Source organism: Alteromonas sp. ABV4_515 (assembly GCF_056160345.1).
The window spans coordinates 298,631-318,746 of the sequence record NZ_JBSWWZ010000001.1 but is presented as its reverse complement, the minus strand read 5'-3'; the positions used below and the strand labels follow the sequence as shown (position 1 = coordinate 318,746).

Genomic DNA, 20,116 nt, shown 5'->3' with positions numbered 1-20,116 from the left:
GCCGAAAACAACAACGTCAGGTTCGCGTACGAACCTGACGTGCATGAGAAGTCGGGGATTTATTAAAGTGATTCCGCCACAATTTTAGGTGTTACAAAAATCAATAACTCTCGCTTCTGATAGATAGAAGCATTGCGCTTGAACAGATTTCCCACCACGGGCAGGTCGCCGAACAAGGGTACTTTAGATACGTCGGACGTACTGGTTTGCTGGAAAATACCACCAAGCACCACGGTTTCTCCATTATCGACTAACACCTGAGTCTTTATTTCCTGGGTATCGATAGCGACAGCCGGGCCGGTGGAGGTGTCTACCGTTTCCCCACGGGTATCTTGCGTTACCACTAGATCCAGAATGATGCGATTATCCGGTGTAATATGCGGGGTGACTTTCAGACTTAACACCGCTTTCTTAAATTCCACCGAGGTTGCGCCACTCGATGCAGCCTGAACGTAAGGAATTTCTGTACCTTGCTCGATATACGCTTCGTGTTGGTTGGCAACCGTAATGCGCGGACTCGCAATAATCTCCCCTTTGTTTTCAGATTCCAGCGCAGATAGTTCGAGGTCGAGAATATTTCCATCGACTAAATCGGCGATCTGAAAGCCAATACGTGCCGCGTTGTCACTCGACACAGGCAGGTTTACGTTCATGCGATTGGCGATAGTAGGCAGTACTCCGCTTGCTGCAGAATCTGCACCTTCAATGGAGCCGGAAACCGCGCCATCGCTGGTTGTACTGGTGAAGCCCCAGCGTACACCCAAGGCTTCGTCTACGTTATCTCGCACTGTTACCATGCGTGATTCAATTAAAACCTGCTTAACCGGAATATCCAGCGCGTTCACCACTTCACGGGCTTCATCGATAGATGCCTGATTATCTTTTAACAACAAGGTATTGGTTCGGTCGTCTACTGTTACGGAGCCGCGTTCGGAAAGAATGCCGCCATCTGCGGATTTCAGAATTTGCGCGAGGCTTTCAGCTTTCGCGTAATTAACGGTGATGTTGGCTGTCGTTAACGGCGCGAGGTCTTTCACTTGCTTGCTCGACTGCAACTGTGCGGTCTCACGGGCAGTCAGTTCTTCTGCTGGGGCGACCAGCAGAATATTGCCTTCCATGCGCTTATCCAGGCCTTTGATTTTTAGAATCATTGCCAGCGCCTGATCCCAAGGCACGCCTTCAAGACGAATAGTGACATTGCCGGTAACCGTATCGGTAGTCACCAGGTTAAAGCCGTTGGTTTGGGCGATAATTTGCAATACCTGACGAACAGGTACGTCCTGGAAGTCCAAAGAAATAGGCTTGCCTGAGTATTCTGGGTCTTTATCCAGCTCCGCAAGCTCTTCTTCAGTCATTGGCTGAATTTCGATGCGAAGGGTATTGCCTTGCTTGCGATGGCGAGCTAATACCGTGCCCTGATAGCTAATCATCAGGCTGGCGCTATCGGCATCCTGAAAGGTTTCAATAGACTGTACTTCAGTACCAAACTGAACAACATCTAATTCAACCAGCTGATCGTCGCCTAATTCGGTTTTAGGCAAGGTGATAGTGAGCTTTCCCTGCGCTTCAAGTAATTGAGGGGAAAACTTATCGTTATCGAATTCGATGGTGGTTACCGCTAAATTACCGGCTTCACGAGAGAAATCGATATTATTCAGCGTAGATGTGAATATTCTTTCTGCTTCAGCATAAGGATCGAGCAGCACAGTTTCCTGTTCCTGAGCCATCACTGGCGCCGACAGCATTTTAAGCATTACCAGGGCAATCGCAGAGCTACCCAGCCACAACGATTTGTGGTTCCGACCAAGGCGTGTTTTATTGAAAATGTAACGCTCAGACATTGTTATTATCTCCTGCTGACGAGCTCATCGACAGCGTGGTTTTTTCTCGTTGCCAGCATCCCGTTCCGTCGGGTAGCAGTTGTTCAATATTGATAGATTCGTCGTTGATTGACGTAATTTTTCCGAAAAACAGTCCTAAATGGCTGCCAACACGGCCCTTTAACAGATTGCCTTCGTTAGTCTTGAACAATACCCAGCGTATACCCTGGGTAGAAAATGTGCCAGATAACGTCAGAGAATCAAGACCATACTTTTCCAACGGTTCTTTCTTGCGCTCAAAATCAGGTTGCAAACAATTATTTTTGGTTGTCTGCACCACCGGGGAGCTTCTATCTACCGGACGAGCAAACGGGCTTCTGAATGAAGATGCGGTATATTCAAAGGCCGGTTGCTGCTTAAATTCCGGGTACGGTTCGACCACCGCGGTGGTCGTTGCTTTAACCTGTTGAGTATACGCTATTAAATCGTCAATTCTAGGGCTACATGCACTAACCAAGCCAAGCGAAAGTGTTAGAAAAATGACACGCTGTATCTTTCTATTCATGGCTGTTTCGCTCCTTCCTTGCCGGTCAGAGACGTGCGGTAGGTTTTTGCCTGCATTTGCAGGTTCAGACGGTCGCCCTCATGGGTAATTTCAAAATCGTGCAGGGTTACAATTCGCGGCAGATCGGCTATTTCAGACACGAACTCACCAAAATTGTGATAGCCACCAGATACTTCCACTTCAATGGGCAGTTCAGTGTAGAACTCTTTCGGGACTTCCTGCTGCCAGTTTAGAAGCTTAAATGTGAGCCCCGACGTGGTGCCAACATAGGTGATGTCGTCGAGTAATCCCGGTGTTTCATTGCTGGTAGGTAACGAGCGCAGCATCGACTTAAAGTCGTTTTCAATTTGCTTGAGCTGGGCAATGTAGGAGTTCAAATTCACCGCAATACGATATTTAGCCTGGAACTGACCTTTTAACTCCTGTTCTTCAATTTGCGCTCTTTCCAGAATAGGGAGTTTGGGTTTAACAATGAACCAATAGCTCAGCGCGCCAACCACAATGACGACGAATGCAACAACGACAATCTTGACTTCTTTAGACCAGATGGCGACCTGTTCGAAATCCAGCTCGTTGAGTTCTTTTAATTTACTGACATCAAAACTCATTTTGCGTCTCCGCTTTTAGGCTGCTGAATCACCGGCGCAACTTTAGGACTGATGGTAAATTTAAGGGTGAAATCGCTTACTGCGTCTGTGGCTGAGGTATCAGCCTTAATCGACGACAGCTCACCGCCGGTGAATACCGCCGAGTTTTCAAGGCGGCGCATAAAATCAGATAACCGGTTATTTGAGTCGCTGAGCCCCTGAATTTCAATATTATTGCCGCGCCGCTTCATTGTTCTGAAAGACACGCCCGCCGGTACTAATCTGGCAAGTTCATCGAACACCGAGGGGGCAATGTTGCGGCTAATTTGCAGTTGTTCAATAAGCGCCATACGTTGCTCAATGGCTTTTTTACTTTCTTTGATTCTTTGGATTTCTGCTATCTGATTATTGAGAACATTAATTTCTTGTTTAAGATAGTTGTTGCGGGAGTTCTGGTTGTTAATTTGAATATCAATGATTTGTCCCACGGTCCAAAACACTGCGCCAACAAACGCGGCGATACACGCGGTAACAATAATGTAGTGCTGCTTTTGCTGCTGGCGAAGCTTTTCACGCCACGGCAGAAAGTTTATATGTGCCATTCAGTGAAGCTCCGACTGGCTAAACCTGCAGCTGTTACTAACTGTGGAGCCAATTTCATTAAGCGCTCCTGATCGAGCTTAGGATTAATTGTCATACCGTCAAAAGGATTGAAAACTTCAACGTCCATTCCCAGGTCTTGACGTAGGCCATCAACCAGTTCCGGAATGGTTGCACCACCACCCGATAAAACAATTTTTTCTGGTCTCTGCGCATGCAGTGTTGAAACGTACATTTGTATTGCACGGAGGATTTGCTGTTGTAGGTTCGCAACAAAAATCGGTAGGGTATCTTGTTGCCAGTTTCCCGGCAGTGAACCTTCCATTACCTGACGTTCTGCTTCGTCGGGCTCCAGCATATTAATGGCTGCAAGGTCCTGAATAAGCTGATTGGTGCCGAAGGCGTGCTCTTTGGTGTAAATCACTTCGCCATTCTGCCACACACAAAGCTGCAGCAACGAAGCGCCAAGATTAATACAGCACACGCGTTCCTCTTCAGATTCCAGCGGATGAAAGTAAAACAACGCGTTGCTGAGCGCGTAGACTTCCATATCGACCACTTTCGGTTCGTATGGGATTTCTCTTACCAGAGTAATTCGACTGTCTACCAGATCTTTGTGTGCAGCAGTTAACAGTACGCTGTCTTTGCCGGCATGCGTTGGGCTTGGGCCGAGCACTTCAAAGTCTAGGTAAACTTCTTCTAACGGGTAAGGGATAAGGCTATCGGCTTCGATTTCGATTTGGCCTTCTAACTCGAAGTCACTTTGTTCTGGGTCCATGGGCACGACTTTGCTGATCACCGAGGAACCCGCAACAGCGATGGAAACAGACTTAACTTTTGTCTTTAATGCTTTCTTTATTTTCTTAAGTGCCAGACTTACCGCGTCGAAGTCTTTAATCTCTCGTTCGTTAAATGCTCGTTTATTGATCGATTCGCACGCAAAAGCCTGCAACACAAAGCCCTTGGCCGTGCGTTCAATTAACACCGCTTTTATTTGACGAGTGCCTATGTCAAGGCCCACAATAGGTGGCAGCTTTTTCTTAAACAGCGATTTCATTTGCTGGCGTCCGAAATTTCAAAATTAATGCTTTAAAATAGAATGTAACGCAAAATATTTAATCTGTATGGTTCTCACACAGGTACATAGGTATAAATTTTTGACATCAATCGGCGTAACACTCTTGGTAATGTAAACTTCGTGAAGTATATCAAAACCCTATTTATTTTAGCCCTGATAGGCGGCACGCTAGGCGTGGCGGCACTTGCAGGCATTTATTTTTATATCAAACCTGACCTGCCGAGTGTTACTGTCCTCAAGGACGTTCGTCTGCAGACACCTATGAGAATTTATACCTATGACGGTAAATTAATTTCTCAGTATGGAGTTAAACGGCGGATCCCAGTAAAACTTGAGGATGTACCTGAAAAACTCATTCAGGCGGTCATTGCTACCGAAGACAGCCGTTTTTACGAGCATTACGGAATCGACCCCATTGGTGTCGCCCGTGCTGCTGTAAATTTGGTGCTTACCGGAGAGAAGCAGCAGGGTGCCAGTACCCTCACTATGCAGCTCGCAAGGGGCTTCTTCCTTACCCGCGACAAAACCTTTATTCGTAAAATTAAAGAAATATTCATTGCCATCCACATGGAGCAAGTGCTCACAAAAGATGAAATCCTCGAGCTTTACCTGAATCGGGTTGAATTAGGCCACCGTGCATTTGGTTTCGGTGCCGCCGCTCAGGTGTATTATGGCAAAAACTTAAAACAATTAAGTTTAGCGCAAATTGCCACCATTGCCGGTTTACCGCAGGCACCGTCGGTACTCAACCCGGTGAGTCGCCCAGAGCGCTCTGTGGAGCGTCGTCGCATTGTTCTGCTGCGTATGCTGGATGAAGAGTTTATTTCTCAGGCAGAATTCAATGAGGCCGCCAGCCAGCCGGTGACCGCTCGTAAACATGGTGCAGAAATCGATCTGGATGCCCCTTATCTGGCAGACCTTATCTACAACGAAATGGTTGAAATTTACGGTAAGGAAGAGGCAGAAACTGGGGGGTATCAAGTTTATGCGACGGCGCCTGCCGATACGCAATTAGCCGCGCAAGAAGCAGTAATACGCAATCTTCACGATTATGACGAACGTCATGGCTATCGCGGCCCGATAACCTGGCTTTGGGGTAAACCGGAAGCCGATGAAGACGACGAGCCTGTGGAAGTAAGCGAGAATGCGCCCACTGACGAAAACAAGCTGTGGACGCCGGATGAAATTAAGCAGGCACTGGATGCCATTCCTCATTTTCATCCGCTGGTTCCAGCGGTTGTCACTCAGGTATTCGACCCACCTACGCCGGAATCAGAACTGGAGCCTTCGATAACCGTTACCGACTTAAATGGTGTTGAGCGGGTAATCGAATGGGAAGGCCTGGACTGGGCTCGCCCTTACATCACCGATTCACGTCAAGGTGATGACCCCAAAACTGCGTCGGATATCGTCACCCCGGGTGCGGTAATTTATATCCGATTACAGGAAGACAAATGGCGCATTGCTCAAATACCTACAGTAAGTGGCGCACTGGTTGCGCTTAATCCTCACAACGGTGCCGTGCAGGCAGTAGTGGGTGGATATAGTTTTTACCAAAGCCAGTTCAATCGTGCTACCCAGGCCAAGCGTCAGGTTGGCTCTAACATCAAGCCGTTTATTTATTCTGCCGCCATCGAGAGCGGTTACACACTGGCTTCGGTTATCAACGACGCACCGATCAATCAGTGGGATGCTTCCACCGGTGTTGCCTGGCGTCCTCAGAATTCACCCGCGGAATACGATGGCCCAATTCGTATGCGTGTGGCGCTGGGTAAATCAAAGAACGTGGTATCTGTGCGCTTACTGCGTGGTGTTGGGTTGCAACAAGCCCGAGAACATATTGCCAAGTTTGGTTTCCAACTGGATGAAGTGCCAAACGATGAAACCGTCTCGCTGGGTTCCGGCTCCCATACCCCATTGGAAGTAGTACGGGGAATGTCGGTAATTGCGAACGGCGGCTATCTGGTTACCCCTTATTTCATCGATCGAGTGCTGAATGAACAGGGTGAAAACCTCTGGCAGGCAACGCCTAAGTGGGCCTGTAATCCTTGCACCGAGGATGGTGAACAAAGTCGTGATGGCGAGGAACAAAACCTTGAAGCCATGCTGGAAGCCCAGCTTAACGCTGATGCAGGTTTAGGGGGCGCGGTGCAGCTCAGTGAAGCCGGCAGTAAAGTGAAACCGTCTGCGCCTCAGGTTATTAGTTCGCAAAACGCGTTTTTGGTAGCCGATATGATGCGTACTGGTGTGCGTGCTAACGGCAGTTGGAACAAGAAAACGTACTGGATGGGCACAGGTTGGCGGGCAAGAAACATTCTGCAGCGCGACGATTTAGCCGGGAAAACCGGTACTACTAACGATGCGCGGGATACCTGGTTTAGTGGTTTCCACCGCGACATTATTGCCACCGCCTGGGTGGGTTTTGACGACATGAACCGAAACCTTGGCCGGGCTACCCGTAACCAGAATTTGATCAATCGCAATCCAGAGAAGTTTAACTGGCTGGGTAACGCAATGATTGGTGGCGAAGATGGTGCTAAGGCTGCGCAGCCAACATGGATACGATTCATGCAGCATATGCTTGATGGCGTACCTGAAGAACCCATGGCCATTCCTGATGGAGTGGTCCGCGTTCGTATAGATCGTACCACTGGGAAGTTGACCAGAAGGACAGACCATACGACACTATTCGAATATTTTGCGCAGGGCACAGAACCGAAGGTGTATGTGCTTGACGATGAAATTGTCGATCCTGCTCAGGATGAAGAGAATACCGCGCCCACCCCGGAAGATATCTTTTAGGCGAGAAGATAGGGGCGGGCAACAATCCAAAAAACTATAAATCGGATAAGCAATGTCAGACGATTCCAACCGATATTTATATATCCCTCACTCTGGCCCTTCATTGCTGGAAACGCCGCTGCTGAATAAAGGCAGCGCGTTTACAGCCCGTGAGCGGGCTTCGTTTAACCTGACCGGATTATTACCGCCACGATACGAGTCTATAGATGAGCAAGTTGAAAGAGCCTTCATGCAATACAGCTCTTTTAGCGATGCACTGAATAAGCACATCTATCTGCGCGCTATCCAGGACAACAATGAAACCTTGTTCTATCGCCTGATCCAGTCGCATATTGAAGAAATGATGCCTATCATCTACACCCCTACAGTAGGTGATGCTTGCGAACAGTTCTCCGATATTTACCGCAGTTCCCGAGGCTTGTTTGTCTCTTGGGAAGAGCGCCACCAACTCGATGATATCGTGCGCAATGCAACCAAGCGTAAGGTGAAAGTTATCGTGGTAACCGATGGTGAACGTATCCTCGGCCTGGGCGACCAGGGTATTGGCGGTATGGGTATTCCTATCGGTAAGCTGTCGCTGTATACCGCCTGTGGTGGTATTAGCCCGGCGTATACATTGCCCGTGATGCTGGATGTTGGCACCAACAACGAAAAACTGCTGAACGACCCAATGTATATGGGCGCACGTCACCCGCGTATTGGCCAGGAAGAGTATGACGAGTTTGTCGACATGTTCATTAAAGCCGTCAAACGTCGCTGGCCGGAAGTGATGATTCAGTTTGAAGACTTCGCGCAACCCAATGCCATGCCATTACTTAAACGCTACCGCAACGAAATCTGCTGCTTCAACGATGATATCCAGGGAACCGCGGCGGTCACGCTGGGTACCATTCTGGCGGCATGTCGCACAACGGAACGTAAGCTCTCGGAGATGAAAGTGGTGTTTGTTGGCGCCGGTTCTGCGGGTTGTGGTATTGCCGAAATGCTGATTCAACAGATGGTGTCGGAAGGCTTGTCTGACGAACAGGCACGCCGCCAGGTGTTCATGATTGACCGCTTTGGTCTTATAACGGAAGGCATGGAAGGCTTACGTGACTTCCAGCAGAAGCTACAGCATTCTCAGTCGGATATCGCTGACTGGAAATTCTCAGGTCAGTATCCTTCACTGCTGGATGTGATGCACTGTGCACAACCTGATGTACTGATTGGTGTATCCGGTCAGCCGGGTCTGTTCACCGAGCAGGTTATCCGCGCCATGAAGAGTCACTGTGACTTGCCCATCATCTTCCCGCTGAGTAACCCGTCCAGACAGGTTGAGGCCCGTCCTGAGCAGGTGATCGAGTGGACCGATGGCGAAGTGGTAATTGCCACGGGCAGTCCGTTCAAGCCGGTGGAATATAAGGGCAAAATCTATCCAATAGCCCAGTGTAACAACAGCTATATCTTCCCGGGCATTGGCCTTGGCGTGTTGGCTAGTAAAGCCAAGCTTATCAGCGATGAGATGCTGATGGCCGCCAGTAACGCGCTGGCTTCGGCATCACCCATCGCAAACACCGGTGAAGGTGCATTACTTCCGCCACTCACTGCTATTTCGGGACTCAGTAAAGAGATTGCCTTTGCGGTGGCCAAGGTCGCGATGAAACAGGATCTGGCATTAGAAATTTCTGATGACGTGCTGATCAAAAAGATCGAAGACAACTTCTGGGAAGCGGAATATCGTCCGTACAAACGTACCAGTATCTAATTGTCTTACCGAATTGGAAGCCGTGCACTGCACGGCTTTTTTTTGTCCCGAATATTGCCATGTCGTTAATTAGTGACAAAGTCACTGGAATACAATTTTCGTAAGTCTTTGATTTGAAGATTTATCCTGCCTGTAAATCCACCAGTCTTTTAAAATTCCAGTCTGATTCGTTGAAGAAATCACCGTCGCGCATTGTTATTCGTCTGTTGATTCAGTTTTTAGGAAAAACTGTCGGCAGTTCGCAACAAGAATGAAAGCGAAATCTAACTTACTAATCTCGATTATTAATTAAGATGTTGTTTTATTAGAAAATTAATCAACTGGCACAACCCTTGATATAAGCACTTGTAGTATGTGTTGATGGAAGCACATAAGTAATAGCCGCTTAGATTGTTTACTTTTAAGCGTCGCCCACGGACCACCTCAACGGAGATGATGATGAAAGCAACCCTGCCTATCAAGGCCACGACAATTCAAAGCCGAATTACTAAGGGCATTCGACGTTGCCGAGTACCAGCAGTACTACTTTCATCCTCCCTGTTAATTGCAGCGTGCGGGGGCGGTGGTGGCAGCAGCGACACCACGGCGAATGATACTGAAGAGTTCGTTACAAACTTCACGCTTAACGTGTCCGACGCGCCAGTAGATTTTGCCCGTGAAGTCATTGTGTATTTCGATACCGTAGAGTTGATTGGCGATGGCGAGCCAGTGGTGATTGATGTTACCGAAGAAGACGGATTGCCCTTAGAGGTCGACCTGTTACAACTGCAAGGCACGGCATACAAATCGATTATCGATGGTATAGACATTCCTTCTGGCGTGTATACGCAGGTGCGGATCCCGATTTTGGAACAAAGTTACGTAGTAATGCAGGATGGCACGTACCCGCTTTCTGTTCCAAGTGGTGAAGTGAAGCTGGATGGATTCACGGCAGAGGTTAATGAGCAACAAACGTTTACCGTTGAATTCGATTTGCGTAAGAGCTTGGTGAATCCGGTAGGCCAGGAAGAAGTATTTCTTAAACCTCGTGGTATTCGTTTGGTGGATAACAGTGAAGCCGGCAGTGTTGAAGGTAAAGTTGATATAGGCGTAGTCACTCATCCTGATTGTGCAGTTAAGACAGACTACACCCAGGGCAATGCGGTTTATGTGTTTGAAGGCATTGGCCTTGACCCAGATTCCTTAGGCGATGACGCCGACCCCAGTGCGACTGATACTGAATTTCGTCCTATCGCCACGGCTACCGTAAACGCCGATGAAACATCGGACGAGATGACCTATGGCGTAGGTTACCTCGAAGCGGGTGATTACACCCTGGCACTTACTTGCCTGGCGAATTTTGATGATCCGGAAGCCGACGATGGCTACGATTTTACGTTTTTAACTGTTAAAGAAGTCAGTGTTGCTGCGAACGAAGTAGTTACCGTCAACTTTGACAATTGAGCCTGTTTGCGGGCAAAGGAGTGTCCGCTCTTTTCTTCCCTTTTAGCGCAGCGATGTCTCTTAGTGTAATTGCACTCCTCAGACACTGTGTTTGCACCTTGTCATCTTCCCTGATACTTTGATGACATCGCTTCGCTAATCCCCTTTTGATGACATTTCCCGAATTTAACTTTGCCCAGGCCGTGGGCTTACTAAGCTTTGTGTTGGGCATGTTGTGTTTCTATCAGAAAGACGATCGCCGTCTCAAAATTCTGATGGTAATCATGAACATCAACCATGCTTTTCATTTTTATTTGCTGGGGGCCATGACTGCGACGGTTAGTGCGCTGCTGTCTGTGGTCCGAACCGGCTTGTCGTTAAAAACCGGTTCTCCTGTTGTAGCGATGGTGTTTATTGCCATCACACTCGCATGGGGGTTTTGGCTGGCCGAATCCTGGAAAGACATGTTCCCCATTCTTGGTAGCTGCGTGGGTACCTACGCGGTATTCTGTTTGCGTGGCATTGCTATGCGAATTGGTTTTCTCATTGGTGCATTTTGCTGGTTAACCAACAATATTCTGGTTGGTTCAATTGGCACCACCTTGCTTGAGATGACCTTGATTGCAGTGAACCTGAACACTATCCGCAAACTCTGGAAGCACCAGAAATTGACTGAAGATATCCACGAAGCAGGAACTTGATTAATTGTTACTTCGGGTGAATTCAGAAAACGCCGCGAAGACCTCAGGCAGAGACGCTCCCAATGTCGCACCGTGGGAAAGTCCGGATAGCGTAATATGCTTCGCGTTTACGTTGTTCGCGTTCACACGTTCAACTAGCCTGGATATTTCATCGCCCGGAACAGCTTCTCTAGCCTTATAGATTGCCGTCAGTGCAGGATCGTTTCGGTCTTTATGCGAGCGGTTCTTGTCGCCACCGGAACCCGTCACCACAAACAGTGACTTGCCCTGAGTGCTGTTTAATGTGTTTGTAGCAGACTTCTCTTCTTTCAGAATGTAGCCCTCTCCCCACCATAGCGATGGGTCCACGGGTGCGTAGAATGCAAGACCTTCGGGCTGGGTGAACAAAGCGTGCAGGACAAAAAGGCCGCCATAAGAATGCCCCCATAGCCCGCGCTTTTGCATATTAATTTGGGTGTGTTGTGAAATTGCTGAAACCACATCATGAGTGATAAACGCTAAATATTGATCGGCACCACCGTAGGATCTGCCGGGACGCTTTTCACGTTGACTAAGCTGCGCGTCGGAAACCGCAGGCGTGTAGTCCCAGGCCCGGGCATCACCGTCTATCCGTAAGTCGTTATCATGGGCCAAAAATGCCAGTACGGGCGGGGGGCCTGCGCGTTTTGACACCTGTGCCAGCAAGTCTGCATTGACTTCCATTAAGGCAGCATTGCCATCTAACATTATCAAAAGGGGAAAACCTTCATCAGGTGCAGGTGTCGTCGGAATAGCAAGGTTGACCCGGTAATCGATTTGGCGATGCTGTATGGTGTCTTCCCGTGACAGGGTTAAGCGAACAAACCGATATCCTTCAGCACCGGTATCGGCCACCGTTTTACCGGTTTTGATAGTCATATCTGGTTTCGCCACGACGAAGAGGGGACTTACGAGTAAAGAAAAGCTGATGAAGCATAAAAACAAAAGTCTGGAAAACATGGTACTAACCTGGAATGTGGAAAATAACTGACGACAAAAATAAGAAAAAAGTACGAGTGATTAACACGCGGCCAGATATTAGCATTAATGAGAATGATTATCTTTTGCTTTTTTCGTTGCAGAAGGGCGAGGAGGATGGATTTCGCTGCGTGGCTTCAAGTAGAGAGAAAGCACAGTCAGCAAAAGCAAACTGTGCTTATAAGCTATTTACAGCTCGAGGGTAAAAATTTTCGATTTGCGCTGGAAGTTGTACAGCTCTTTTTTCGCCTGAGGCAGTTCACCGAGATCGGCAGCACGGAAGCCGTGTTCCAAAAACCAGTGAGCCGTGAGTGTCGTCAGAACGAACAGGGTATTGATACCCGCATCCAGTGCCCGTTGTTTAACCTCGTCGAGAATGCGCTCGGCGCGGTTTTTACCACGATAGTCCGGGTGAGTTACCACACAAGCCAGTTCAGCTTTGCTTTCTTCCGGGTACAAATACAATGCGGCACACGCGATGATCATACCGTCACGAACGATAATGATGAACTGGTTGATCTCGTTTTCCAGACGTTCTCTGGAGCGTTTTACCAGTGCACCACTTTCTTCCAGTGGCTTAATGAGGTTAATAATACCGCCAACGTCTTCAATGGTTGCACCACGTAACTGTTCATAATGATGTTCCAGTACCAGCGAACCAGCACCGTCACGGGTGAACAATTCTTGTAATAATGCACCATCGGTTTCATAGCTAATACAATGTGCCCGAGGTATACCCGCTGCCACGCTGGTTGTCAGCGCGCTAAGTACCGTATGCTCAGTTTCAATCTCATTTTTAAAGACGAGTTCTTCTAACTGAGGGCGCTCGATAGTACGAAGCAGTTTGCCATCGTTATGACGAATACCGTCGTCTTTAGAGAAAACGATAATTTTGTCTGCTTTCAGTGCAATGGCGGCTTGCGTCGCAACGTCTTCATGAGACAGATTGAACACTTCACCTGTAGTGGAATATCCCATAGGCGAAAGCAGCACGATTGAGCCATCGTTCAGGTGGTCGTTAATACCGGTTGTATCAATACGACGAACCAGCCCGGTATTTTCGTAGTCGATACCGCCGCGTACACCCATTGGCTTGGCAACCACCAGGTTACCCGTACACACACGGATGTGCGCACCGTGCATAGGGGAGTTGGGCAGTCCCATGGTGAGCAATGCTTCCACATGGCTACGCACCGAGCCCGCTGCATCTTTCACACATTCCAACGTTTGTTTGTCGGTAATGCGGATATCGTCGTGAAAACGACCTTCAATGCCGCGAAGGTTTACCCGCTCATCAATTTGAGGGCGGGCACCGTGCACTAGCACCAGGCGAACACCCAGGCTCGCCAGCAATGCTATGTCATGGATAATGTTGGCAAAATTACTCTGTTCAATGGCTTCACCACCAAACATCAGTACAAAGGTTTTACCCCGGTGTGCATTGATGTAGGGCAGTGAGCTACGGAATAACTTGATGCCGTCATGATGGGCTAACACCATTTTTTGCGTTACCCCAGCTTATCCAGATTTTCCAGTTCGGTGTACAGTGCTTTGGTCACTGTTTCGTAACTGGTGCCACCAAGAATATTACGTTTGTTGACGCCATACTCCAGTTGCAGTACCGGATAGACATCGTCTTCGATTTTATCGCAGATGGCCTGCATGTCGGCCAGCGGCAAATCTTCGATGGCACAGCCTTTTTCGATACCAGCCAGTACCACTTTACCGGCGATGTCGTGACCAGTGCGGAATGGAATGCCTTTTTCTACCAGGTAGTCAGCAAGCTCAGTAGCATTTGCGTAACCCTGGGCAGCGGCTTCACGACAACGTTCTTCATTCAGTGACAATGAGTCGAGCACTTCAACAGCAATACACAGGCAGATGTGCCACTGATTGACGGTATCGATGGCGCCTTCTTTGTCTTCCTGCATGTCTTTGTTGTAAGCCAGCGGCAATCCTTTCATGGTTACCAGCAGACCTTGCAGACTACCGAATACACGGCCACATTTACCGCGCATCAGCTCCAGCGCATCCGGGTTTTTCTTTTGTGGCATCAGTGAGGAGCCTGAAGTCACGGAATCGCCCAGTTGCAGGAAGCCAGCTTCACCTGAGTTATAGAAAATCAGGTCTTCCGCCATGCGAGAAATGTGCATCATACTGGTAGACGCGCAGAACAGCAGTTCCAGCACGAAGTCACGGTCTGATACGGCATCTAAGCTGTTCAGGCACGGTGAATTAAAGCCCAGCTCTTTTGCCAGCATGTCGCGGTCTACCGGATAGGTCGTACCGGCCAGTGCGCCAGAGCCCAGCGGACACTGGTTCATCCGTGCTTTTAAATCTTTCATCCGCGAGAGATCGCGTTTGAACATTTCCACATAGGCCAGACACCAATGTGCGAAATGAATTGGCTGCGCCCGCTGTAAGTGGGTGTAGCCAGGAATAATCGCCTGCTGATGACGGCTAGCCGTCTGCAGCAGGGCGCGGATTAATGACTTCAGATCAGCCTTAAGTGAATCTACGTGTTCGCGAACCCACAGGCGGAAGTCTGTTGCTACCTGGTCATTGCGGCTGCGGCCAGTGTGAAGCTTACGGCCAATATCGCCGAGCTTGTCGATGAGGGCTGCTTCCACAAAGCTGTGGATATCTTCTTCCGGGCTGGCGTCGAAATCCAGCTCCCCTTTTTCTGCCAGCGCCTTAAGCTCTGACAGCGCCGCTTCCAGCTGGCTCTGTTCGTCTTCCGACAGAACGCCTGCTTTCTTCAGACCACGAGACCAAATAATAGAGCCCTGGATATCCTGCGCTGCCATTACCCGGTCGAAGGGCAGGGAGTCATTCACCTGCCGGAACATGTTGCTACTGCCTGCCGCGAAGCGGCCGCCCCACAATGCCATGATAGTCTCCTTACTGCTGTTGCTTTTTCAGTGCTTCGATACGGCTAGACAGACTGAACAGGCGGATAAAGCCTTCAGCATGACTTTGGTCGTATACGTCATCAGCACCGAATGTGGCGAAGTCTTCTGAGTACAGGCTGTTAGGAGAACGACGCTGCGTTACAGTAGCCTGACCTTTGTAAAGCTTCACAACGATGTCACCGGTTACGCGCTTAGCGAAAGACGCAGCGCCAGCCAGCAGGGCATCGTTCAGCGGCGTGAACCAGCGACCGTCATACATTACGTGTGAGTATTCCAGGCCGATTTGTTCACGGTATTTCAGTGATGCTTTGTCCAGAACCATGGTTTCCAGCGCTTTATACGCTGCAACCATTACTGTGCCTCCTGGCGTTTCATAACAACCACGAGACTTCATGCCTACCAGACGGTTCTCAACGATATCGATACGGCCCACACCGTGTGCAGCAGCGATAGTGTTCAGTTTAACCAGTGCCTGGTAAGGCGAAAGCGCTTCGTCATTGACTTTAGTCAGGCGACCTTCTTCGAAAGACAGCGTGACACGTTCTGCTTGGTCAGGTGCATCTTCTGGATCAACTGTCATTGTCCAGATTTGCTTGGTAGGTTCTTGCCATGGATCTTCCAGCTCACCACCTTCGTGGGAGATGTGCCATGCGTTTGCATCACGGCTGTAGATTTTGGTCGCAGAAGCCGTGGTTTTGATATTGCGCTCAGCCAGGTAAGCCAGCAGATCTTCACGGGAAACCATGTCCCACTCACGCCATGGCGCGATAACGTGCAGATCAGGTGCCAGTGAAGCGAAAGTACCTTCAAAGCGAACCTGGTCGTTACCTTTACCGGTACAACCGTGGCACAGTGCATCGGCACCCACTTTACGGGCAACTTCAACTTGCGCTTTGGCAATAACAGGGCGTGCCATTGACGTACCCAGCAGGTATTCACCTTCGTAAATCGCACCGGTAGTCAGCGTTGGATAGATGTACTCGCTAACAAACTCTTCTTTGAGGTCAACGATGTAACATTCACTGGCGCCAGAAGCGATGGCCTTTTCTTTCAGGCCTTCCAGTTCTTCGTCGCCCTGACCCACATCAGCAGCAAACGCCACTACTTCACAGTCATAGTTTTCTTTCAGCCAAGGAATGATGGCCGAGGTGTCTAACCCGCCAGAGTAAGCGAGTACAACTTTGTTCACGTTCTTTTTCATTAAAACCTGTCCTCTTAGGAACTTAGTAGTTTGGTCAAAATAGCGTTTTGTGCATGCATTCTGTTTTCTGCTTCCTGCATCAGCAACGATTGTTCGCTGTCGATGAGGGAACCGGTGATCTCCAGATCACGGTGAGCAGGCTGGCAATGCATCACATATTTTGCGCCGGTTTTTTCCATCAGGGCTTCATTTACCTGATAGGGCATAAATTTATCTTTGATGGCTTCCAGTGGCGTGTCGTCGCCCATTGACAGCCAGGTGTCAGCATAAAGCACGTCTGCACCGATTGCTGCATCAATATCGTTGCTCTGCACAATTTTAACGCCAGTCTTGTCGGCAATGGCTTGCGCTTGCGCAACAATTTCAGGATCGGCTTCGTGGCCTGGTGGGGTTACCACAACCTGATTACAACCAAGCAGTGCGCCTACGATTAACAGAGAATGCGTGACGTTATTGCCGTCGCCGATGTAAGCCATGGTTAAGCCTTCGGTTTTGCCGAACGCCTCGTACATGGTGAGATAATCTGCCAAACCCTGACACGGGTGATATTTATCACACAGCGCATTAATTACCGGTACTTTCGCCGCTTTGGCGTAGTCTTCCAGGGTGCTGTGTGAGAACACACGGGCAACAATAGCGTCTGCCCAGCACGCCAGATTCGCAGCGGTATCGACGTTGTCTTCACGACCAGCCAGTTTGCCACCCTGAACATCCAGATAGACCATGTGGCCACCCAGTTTATTAATACCAATGTCGAAACTTACGCGGGTACGCAGAGACGGCTTTTCAAACAGGGCGGCAACAGATTTGCCCGCCAGTACCTGGCTGTATTTCGCTGGATTTTGTTTAATCGTTACGGCTAAATCTAGCAGCGCCTTCGTGTCTTCGGGTGTCCAGTTAGCAAAGGACAATAAATCCTGTTTCATGGTCAATATCCTCAATACGGCTATGGCGCAACGCGCGTACCGGTATCCTTATTTAAAATGGTGTTGATGTTGGCATCCCAACTGGCAATCGTCACCGGACGACCCAGTGATGCGGCCGCTAATAAAGCGGCATCGGTTTTCACTTTCATGCCATCGGTAATAACGCCATCATCTACCAATGAATCGATTTGTTGTTGATTTAATTCAGCAATCAGCTGCTTATTGCCGTCGAGTACGCCTTTAACGTTAGACAGTAAAAGCAGTTCACCGTCTACCAGCTGCGCAATAACCGTCGCCGCCTGATCGGCGTTAATATTAAGTAAACGACCGCTGTCGCTTGAGCCGATAGAGCTCACCACTGGCAGCAGTGACTGGCTGGTCAGTGACTTCAGCAATGTTGGATCATTGGCTGCAGGTACACCTACCGCGCCATACTTCTCGTCCAGCGGCTCACAACTTACCATGCCGCCGTCCAGCAATGAAAGGCCAACGGGTGTCAGGCCACTGCGAATGGCAAAGGCGCAAAGGGATTTATTGGCACTGCCTGCCAATGTGCCACAGATATAGGGCATATGTTCGTCAGGCGTTACCCGCAAACCATCAATTTTCTGGCTAGGCAAATTCAGCGCGGCCATCAGGGTTTCAACCAGCGGACCACCGCCATGTACGATGATCACCGGACGGGTTTTCATGACTTCACCCACAGAGGTGAGCAATGACAAGGCTGCCTGTTCGTCTTCCAGCAGCGCACCACCCACTTTAATTACAATAGGAGATAAGCTCATTGCGCTACCAACCCTTCAGAAACGGGTAAGCCACTGATCAGGTTCGCACACTGTATGGCTTGTGAAGCTGCACCTTTTAGCGTGTTATCAATAGCGCTGGTGATTACCGCGTAACCGGAGGTTTCATCCAGCTTCCAGTAAAGATCCACGAAGGGGGTATTTACCACGTCATCCAGTTTCGGGAAGCTTTCACGCAGACGCACAATCGGCTTACCCGTGTAGGCATTCTGATAAACGCTGTTGAGTTGCTCTGCAGTCACGCCGGGTTTCAGTTTTACGGTAACCGTGGCCAGAATGCCGCGTTTAAAGTTACCCAGGTGAGGAGTGAAAATAACACCCGTACCCAGCCAGGCTTCAATTTCCGGTGTATGTCTGTGCCCCAATACACCGTAGGCTTGCAAGCTCACTTCGCAAAAACTGTTGGCAAGGGCGGCTTTGCGACCCGCACCGCTAACACCAGATACAGCGTTAATGACCGGGCGTACCGCACTGTCGAGCAGGTTGTTCTCTGCCAGTGGTTTTAACGCTGATAATGATGCGGTGGGGTAGCAGCCAGGCACAGCAACGATGCTTGCTGCAGCGATATCGCTGGCATACCACTCGGCCAACCCATAAACCGCTTTGTCGAGACATTCTGTAGCAGTGTGCTTAAAGCCGTAAAACTGCTCGAATACCTCGGTGTTTTTGATGCGGAATGCGCCGGATAAGTCGAGTACTTTTGCTTTACCTTTGCTCAGTGTTGGCATCCAGTTATGGCTGGCTTCATGGGGCGTTGCCAGGAACACGAGATCCATGGATTCGGCAAGGGTGATCAGAGTATCGTCTGAGATAGGTGTTAGCGTGTATTGACTTAGATGCGCGTACTGGCCGTGAATTGCAGAGATCGGTTTATCTGCATCGGCGCTGTTTTGAGAAACAAAGGTACCCGCCAGTTCCATTGCCGGATGACGGTGAACCAAGTCAACGAGTTGTGCGCCGGTGTAACCACTGGCTCCGATAATAGCTACTTTCAACATAATGGTTTAATTAAGTTTGTGAGGGAAAAAAAACACTTTCTACCTTTGTAACCGAGTAAGGGATACTGTTTTGTTTACTCGCCTACAAAGGTAAAAAGTGCGCTACCGCAAAAGCAAGTCTACACCGGATCGTCGGTGTTCGCTGTGCTGTGTGTAGCCAGCCAGGGGAGAGCTAAACTGTTTTACCTTTTCAGCCAGCCATAGGGGCTTGCTGGTTGGTTGATTCATGAGTGTGTCCTGTTAAATTCTCTGTCGTGGAGGTGTGCGGGAAGGTCCAGGCAGACCCAAAAAAGCACACGTCGAATTACGCAGAGATTACTAAACCGTTGCCAATTCTACTCGCATGGAATAAATATGCAATAAATATGTATAAATATTTCATCGTATCTGGCTGTTTAATTTTCGTGATATAGTAAATCGTTAATCTGTGACATTCATTTGACAACAAGGTATTGGCATTAATCCGGTGTGCTACTGGTTTGGCCTGTAGACGTTAGTATAAATAGGACAATAAAATGAATAGAAAAACGGTTGCGTTGGTTGCGCACGACCACAAAAAAGCCGAATTGCTTGCCTGGGTAAATGCCCATATCGAAGCCATGCGCAAATGTGATTTGGTGGCCACCGGAACAACCGGGGGACTCATTTCCGATGACACAGGCCTTGCCATTACCCGATACAAAAGCGGGCCATTAGGAGGCGATCAACAGATTGGGGCACTCATTGCTGAGGGTAAGTTAGACGCGCTCATTTTCTTCTGGGACCCGTTAAACCCTGCGCCTCATGATCCTGATGTGAAAGCGTTACTACGTTTATGCTCTGTGTGGAATGTTCCTGTAGCGTGTTCGTCAGCGACTGCTGACCTCATCATTACTTCGCCGCTTTTCTTTGCCGAAGATTATTTACCTTTTAAACCGGAATACTGATTAAACCGAAGTACTGGCCGGTTGCATTGCGCTGC

At 49.0% G+C, this 20,116-nt stretch carries 18 protein-coding genes; 5 read left to right on the top strand and 13 right to left on the bottom strand.

Annotated elements, in window-relative coordinates:
- Positions 1 to 62 precede the first annotated feature (62 nt).
- From ACXAGX_RS01385 to pilM, 5 genes are read right to left on the bottom strand one after another with little or no spacing between them, the layout of a single operon-like run.
- Entirely contained in the window at positions 63 to 1,841 is a 1,779-nt protein-coding gene (locus tag ACXAGX_RS01385) for a type IV pilus secretin PilQ (protein WP_474836066.1), read from the bottom strand.
- A complete protein-coding gene (locus ACXAGX_RS01380) occupies positions 1,834 to 2,385 on the bottom strand; it encodes a pilus assembly protein PilP (RefSeq protein WP_474822250.1) in 552 nt (183 codons plus the stop codon). The genes ACXAGX_RS01385 and ACXAGX_RS01380 overlap by 8 nt, the downstream gene beginning before the upstream one ends.
- Positions 2,382 to 2,993: a type IV pilus inner membrane component PilO gene (locus ACXAGX_RS01375; RefSeq protein ID WP_070126521.1), complete on the bottom strand. Its 612-nt coding sequence runs from the start codon at positions 2,991 to 2,993 to the stop codon at positions 2,382 to 2,384. The genes ACXAGX_RS01380 and ACXAGX_RS01375 overlap by 4 nt, the downstream gene beginning before the upstream one ends.
- On the bottom strand, positions 2,990 to 3,574 hold the full coding sequence (locus ACXAGX_RS01370; RefSeq protein ID WP_474822245.1) for a PilN domain-containing protein: 585 nt from the start codon (positions 3,572 to 3,574) through the stop codon (positions 2,990 to 2,992). Before ACXAGX_RS01370 ends, ACXAGX_RS01375 begins: the two co-directional genes overlap by 4 nt.
- Complete coding sequence (gene pilM, locus ACXAGX_RS01365; RefSeq protein WP_070126523.1) at positions 3,562 to 4,629, bottom strand: type IV pilus assembly protein PilM; 1,068 nt, start codon at positions 4,627 to 4,629, stop codon at positions 3,562 to 3,564. Before pilM ends, ACXAGX_RS01370 begins: the two co-directional genes overlap by 13 nt.
- 141 nt (positions 4,630 to 4,770) lie before the next feature.
- Between pilM and ACXAGX_RS01360 the strand changes: the two genes are divergently transcribed.
- From ACXAGX_RS01360 to ACXAGX_RS01345, 4 genes are all read left to right on the top strand, one after another.
- Positions 4,771 to 7,452, top strand: a complete 2,682-nt coding sequence (locus ACXAGX_RS01360) for a penicillin-binding protein 1A (RefSeq protein ID WP_474836064.1) — start codon at positions 4,771 to 4,773, stop codon at positions 7,450 to 7,452.
- A gap of 52 nt (positions 7,453 to 7,504) precedes the next feature.
- Entirely contained in the window at positions 7,505 to 9,196 is a 1,692-nt protein-coding gene (locus ACXAGX_RS01355; protein WP_474836062.1) for an NAD-dependent malic enzyme, read from the top strand.
- Between the two features lie 438 nt (positions 9,197 to 9,634).
- Positions 9,635 to 10,639: a DUF4382 domain-containing protein gene (locus ACXAGX_RS01350; RefSeq protein ID WP_474822228.1), complete on the top strand. Its 1,005-nt coding sequence runs from the start codon at positions 9,635 to 9,637 to the stop codon at positions 10,637 to 10,639.
- 149 nt (positions 10,640 to 10,788) lie between these two features.
- Positions 10,789 to 11,319: a YgjV family protein gene (locus ACXAGX_RS01345; RefSeq protein WP_070126527.1), complete on the top strand. Its 531-nt coding sequence runs from the start codon at positions 10,789 to 10,791 to the stop codon at positions 11,317 to 11,319.
- Here the strand turns inward: ACXAGX_RS01345 and ACXAGX_RS01340 are convergent, their stop codons facing one another.
- The 8 genes from ACXAGX_RS01340 to ACXAGX_RS01305 all read right to left on the bottom strand — a co-directional run bounded on the left by ACXAGX_RS01340 (position 11,320) and on the right by ACXAGX_RS01305 (position 19,383).
- The gene (locus ACXAGX_RS01340) at positions 11,320 to 12,216 is read right to left on the bottom strand and encodes an alpha/beta hydrolase (protein ID WP_474836060.1); all 897 of its coding nucleotides are present in this window, start codon (positions 12,214 to 12,216) and stop codon (positions 11,320 to 11,322) included. It abuts the gene before it with no gap.
- A 288-nt stretch (positions 12,217 to 12,504) separates the two neighbouring features.
- Positions 12,505 to 13,815, bottom strand: coding sequence for an amino-acid N-acetyltransferase (gene argA / locus ACXAGX_RS01335; protein WP_070126529.1), 1,311 nt, complete (start codon positions 13,813 to 13,815; stop codon positions 12,505 to 12,507).
- 8 nt (positions 13,816 to 13,823) lie between these two features.
- Positions 13,824 to 15,206, bottom strand: a complete 1,383-nt coding sequence (gene argH, locus ACXAGX_RS01330) for an argininosuccinate lyase (protein ID WP_474822217.1) — start codon at positions 15,204 to 15,206, stop codon at positions 13,824 to 13,826.
- 10 nt (positions 15,207 to 15,216) lie between these two features.
- Positions 15,217 to 16,428, bottom strand: coding sequence for an argininosuccinate synthase (locus ACXAGX_RS01325; RefSeq protein WP_070126531.1), 1,212 nt, complete (start codon positions 16,426 to 16,428; stop codon positions 15,217 to 15,219).
- A 14-nt stretch (positions 16,429 to 16,442) separates the two neighbouring features.
- The gene (locus ACXAGX_RS01320) at positions 16,443 to 17,354 is read right to left on the bottom strand and encodes an ornithine carbamoyltransferase (protein ID WP_474822212.1); all 912 of its coding nucleotides are present in this window, start codon (positions 17,352 to 17,354) and stop codon (positions 16,443 to 16,445) included.
- Positions 17,355 to 17,374: 20 nt separating this feature from the next.
- Complete coding sequence (gene argB / locus ACXAGX_RS01315) at positions 17,375 to 18,139, bottom strand: acetylglutamate kinase (protein WP_070126533.1); 765 nt, start codon at positions 18,137 to 18,139, stop codon at positions 17,375 to 17,377.
- Complete coding sequence (gene argC / locus ACXAGX_RS01310) at positions 18,136 to 19,155, bottom strand: N-acetyl-gamma-glutamyl-phosphate reductase (protein ID WP_474836058.1); 1,020 nt, start codon at positions 19,153 to 19,155, stop codon at positions 18,136 to 18,138. The genes argB and argC overlap by 4 nt, the downstream gene beginning before the upstream one ends.
- Positions 19,156 to 19,257: 102 nt before the next feature.
- On the bottom strand, positions 19,258 to 19,383 hold the full coding sequence (locus ACXAGX_RS01305) for a hypothetical protein (RefSeq protein WP_281182434.1): 126 nt from the start codon (positions 19,381 to 19,383) through the stop codon (positions 19,258 to 19,260).
- Between the two features lie 287 nt (positions 19,384 to 19,670).
- Here ACXAGX_RS01305 and ACXAGX_RS01300 point away from each other — a divergent pair, with 287 nt between their 5' ends.
- A complete protein-coding gene (locus tag ACXAGX_RS01300; protein WP_474822203.1) occupies positions 19,671 to 20,081 on the top strand; it encodes a methylglyoxal synthase in 411 nt (136 codons plus the stop codon).
- Positions 20,082 to 20,116: the final 35 nt, after the last annotated feature.

Excerpts from the sequence above, each read along its gene's own strand:
- ACXAGX_RS01380 (WP_474822250.1), bottom strand. The coding sequence starts at position 2,385 with ATGAATAGAAAGATACAGCGTGTCATTTTTCTAACACTTTCGCTTGGC.
- argB (WP_070126533.1), bottom strand. The coding sequence starts at position 18,139 with ATGAGCTTATCTCCTATTGTAATTAAAGTGGGTGGTGCGCTGCTGGAA.
- ACXAGX_RS01355 (WP_474836062.1), top strand. The coding sequence starts at position 7,505 with ATGTCAGACGATTCCAACCGATATTTATATATCCCTCACTCTGGCCCT.
- ACXAGX_RS01385 (WP_474836066.1), bottom strand. The coding sequence starts at position 1,841 with ATGTCTGAGCGTTACATTTTCAATAAAACACGCCTTGGTCGGAACCAC.
- argC (WP_474836058.1), bottom strand. The coding sequence starts at position 19,155 with ATGTTGAAAGTAGCTATTATCGGAGCCAGTGGTTACACCGGCGCACAA.
- pilM (WP_070126523.1), bottom strand. The coding sequence starts at position 4,629 with ATGAAATCGCTGTTTAAGAAAAAGCTGCCACCTATTGTGGGCCTTGAC.
- ACXAGX_RS01325 (WP_070126531.1), bottom strand. The coding sequence starts at position 16,428 with ATGAAAAAGAACGTGAACAAAGTTGTACTCGCTTACTCTGGCGGGTTA.
- ACXAGX_RS01345 (WP_070126527.1), top strand. The coding sequence starts at position 10,789 with ATGACATTTCCCGAATTTAACTTTGCCCAGGCCGTGGGCTTACTAAGC.
- ACXAGX_RS01300 (WP_474822203.1), top strand. The coding sequence starts at position 19,671 with ATGAATAGAAAAACGGTTGCGTTGGTTGCGCACGACCACAAAAAAGCC.
- ACXAGX_RS01320 (WP_474822212.1), bottom strand. The coding sequence starts at position 17,354 with ATGAAACAGGATTTATTGTCCTTTGCTAACTGGACACCCGAAGACACG.
- ACXAGX_RS01305 (WP_281182434.1), bottom strand. The coding sequence starts at position 19,383 with ATGAATCAACCAACCAGCAAGCCCCTATGGCTGGCTGAAAAGGTAAAA.
- argH (WP_474822217.1), bottom strand. The coding sequence starts at position 15,206 with ATGGCATTGTGGGGCGGCCGCTTCGCGGCAGGCAGTAGCAACATGTTC.
- ACXAGX_RS01350 (WP_474822228.1), top strand. The coding sequence starts at position 9,635 with ATGAAAGCAACCCTGCCTATCAAGGCCACGACAATTCAAAGCCGAATT.
- argA (WP_070126529.1), bottom strand. The coding sequence starts at position 13,815 with ATGGTGTTAGCCCATCATGACGGCATCAAGTTATTCCGTAGCTCACTG.
- ACXAGX_RS01340 (WP_474836060.1), bottom strand. The coding sequence starts at position 12,216 with ATGACTATCAAAACCGGTAAAACGGTGGCCGATACCGGTGCTGAAGGA.
- ACXAGX_RS01370 (WP_474822245.1), bottom strand. The coding sequence starts at position 3,574 with ATGGCACATATAAACTTTCTGCCGTGGCGTGAAAAGCTTCGCCAGCAG.
- ACXAGX_RS01375 (WP_070126521.1), bottom strand. The coding sequence starts at position 2,993 with ATGAGTTTTGATGTCAGTAAATTAAAAGAACTCAACGAGCTGGATTTC.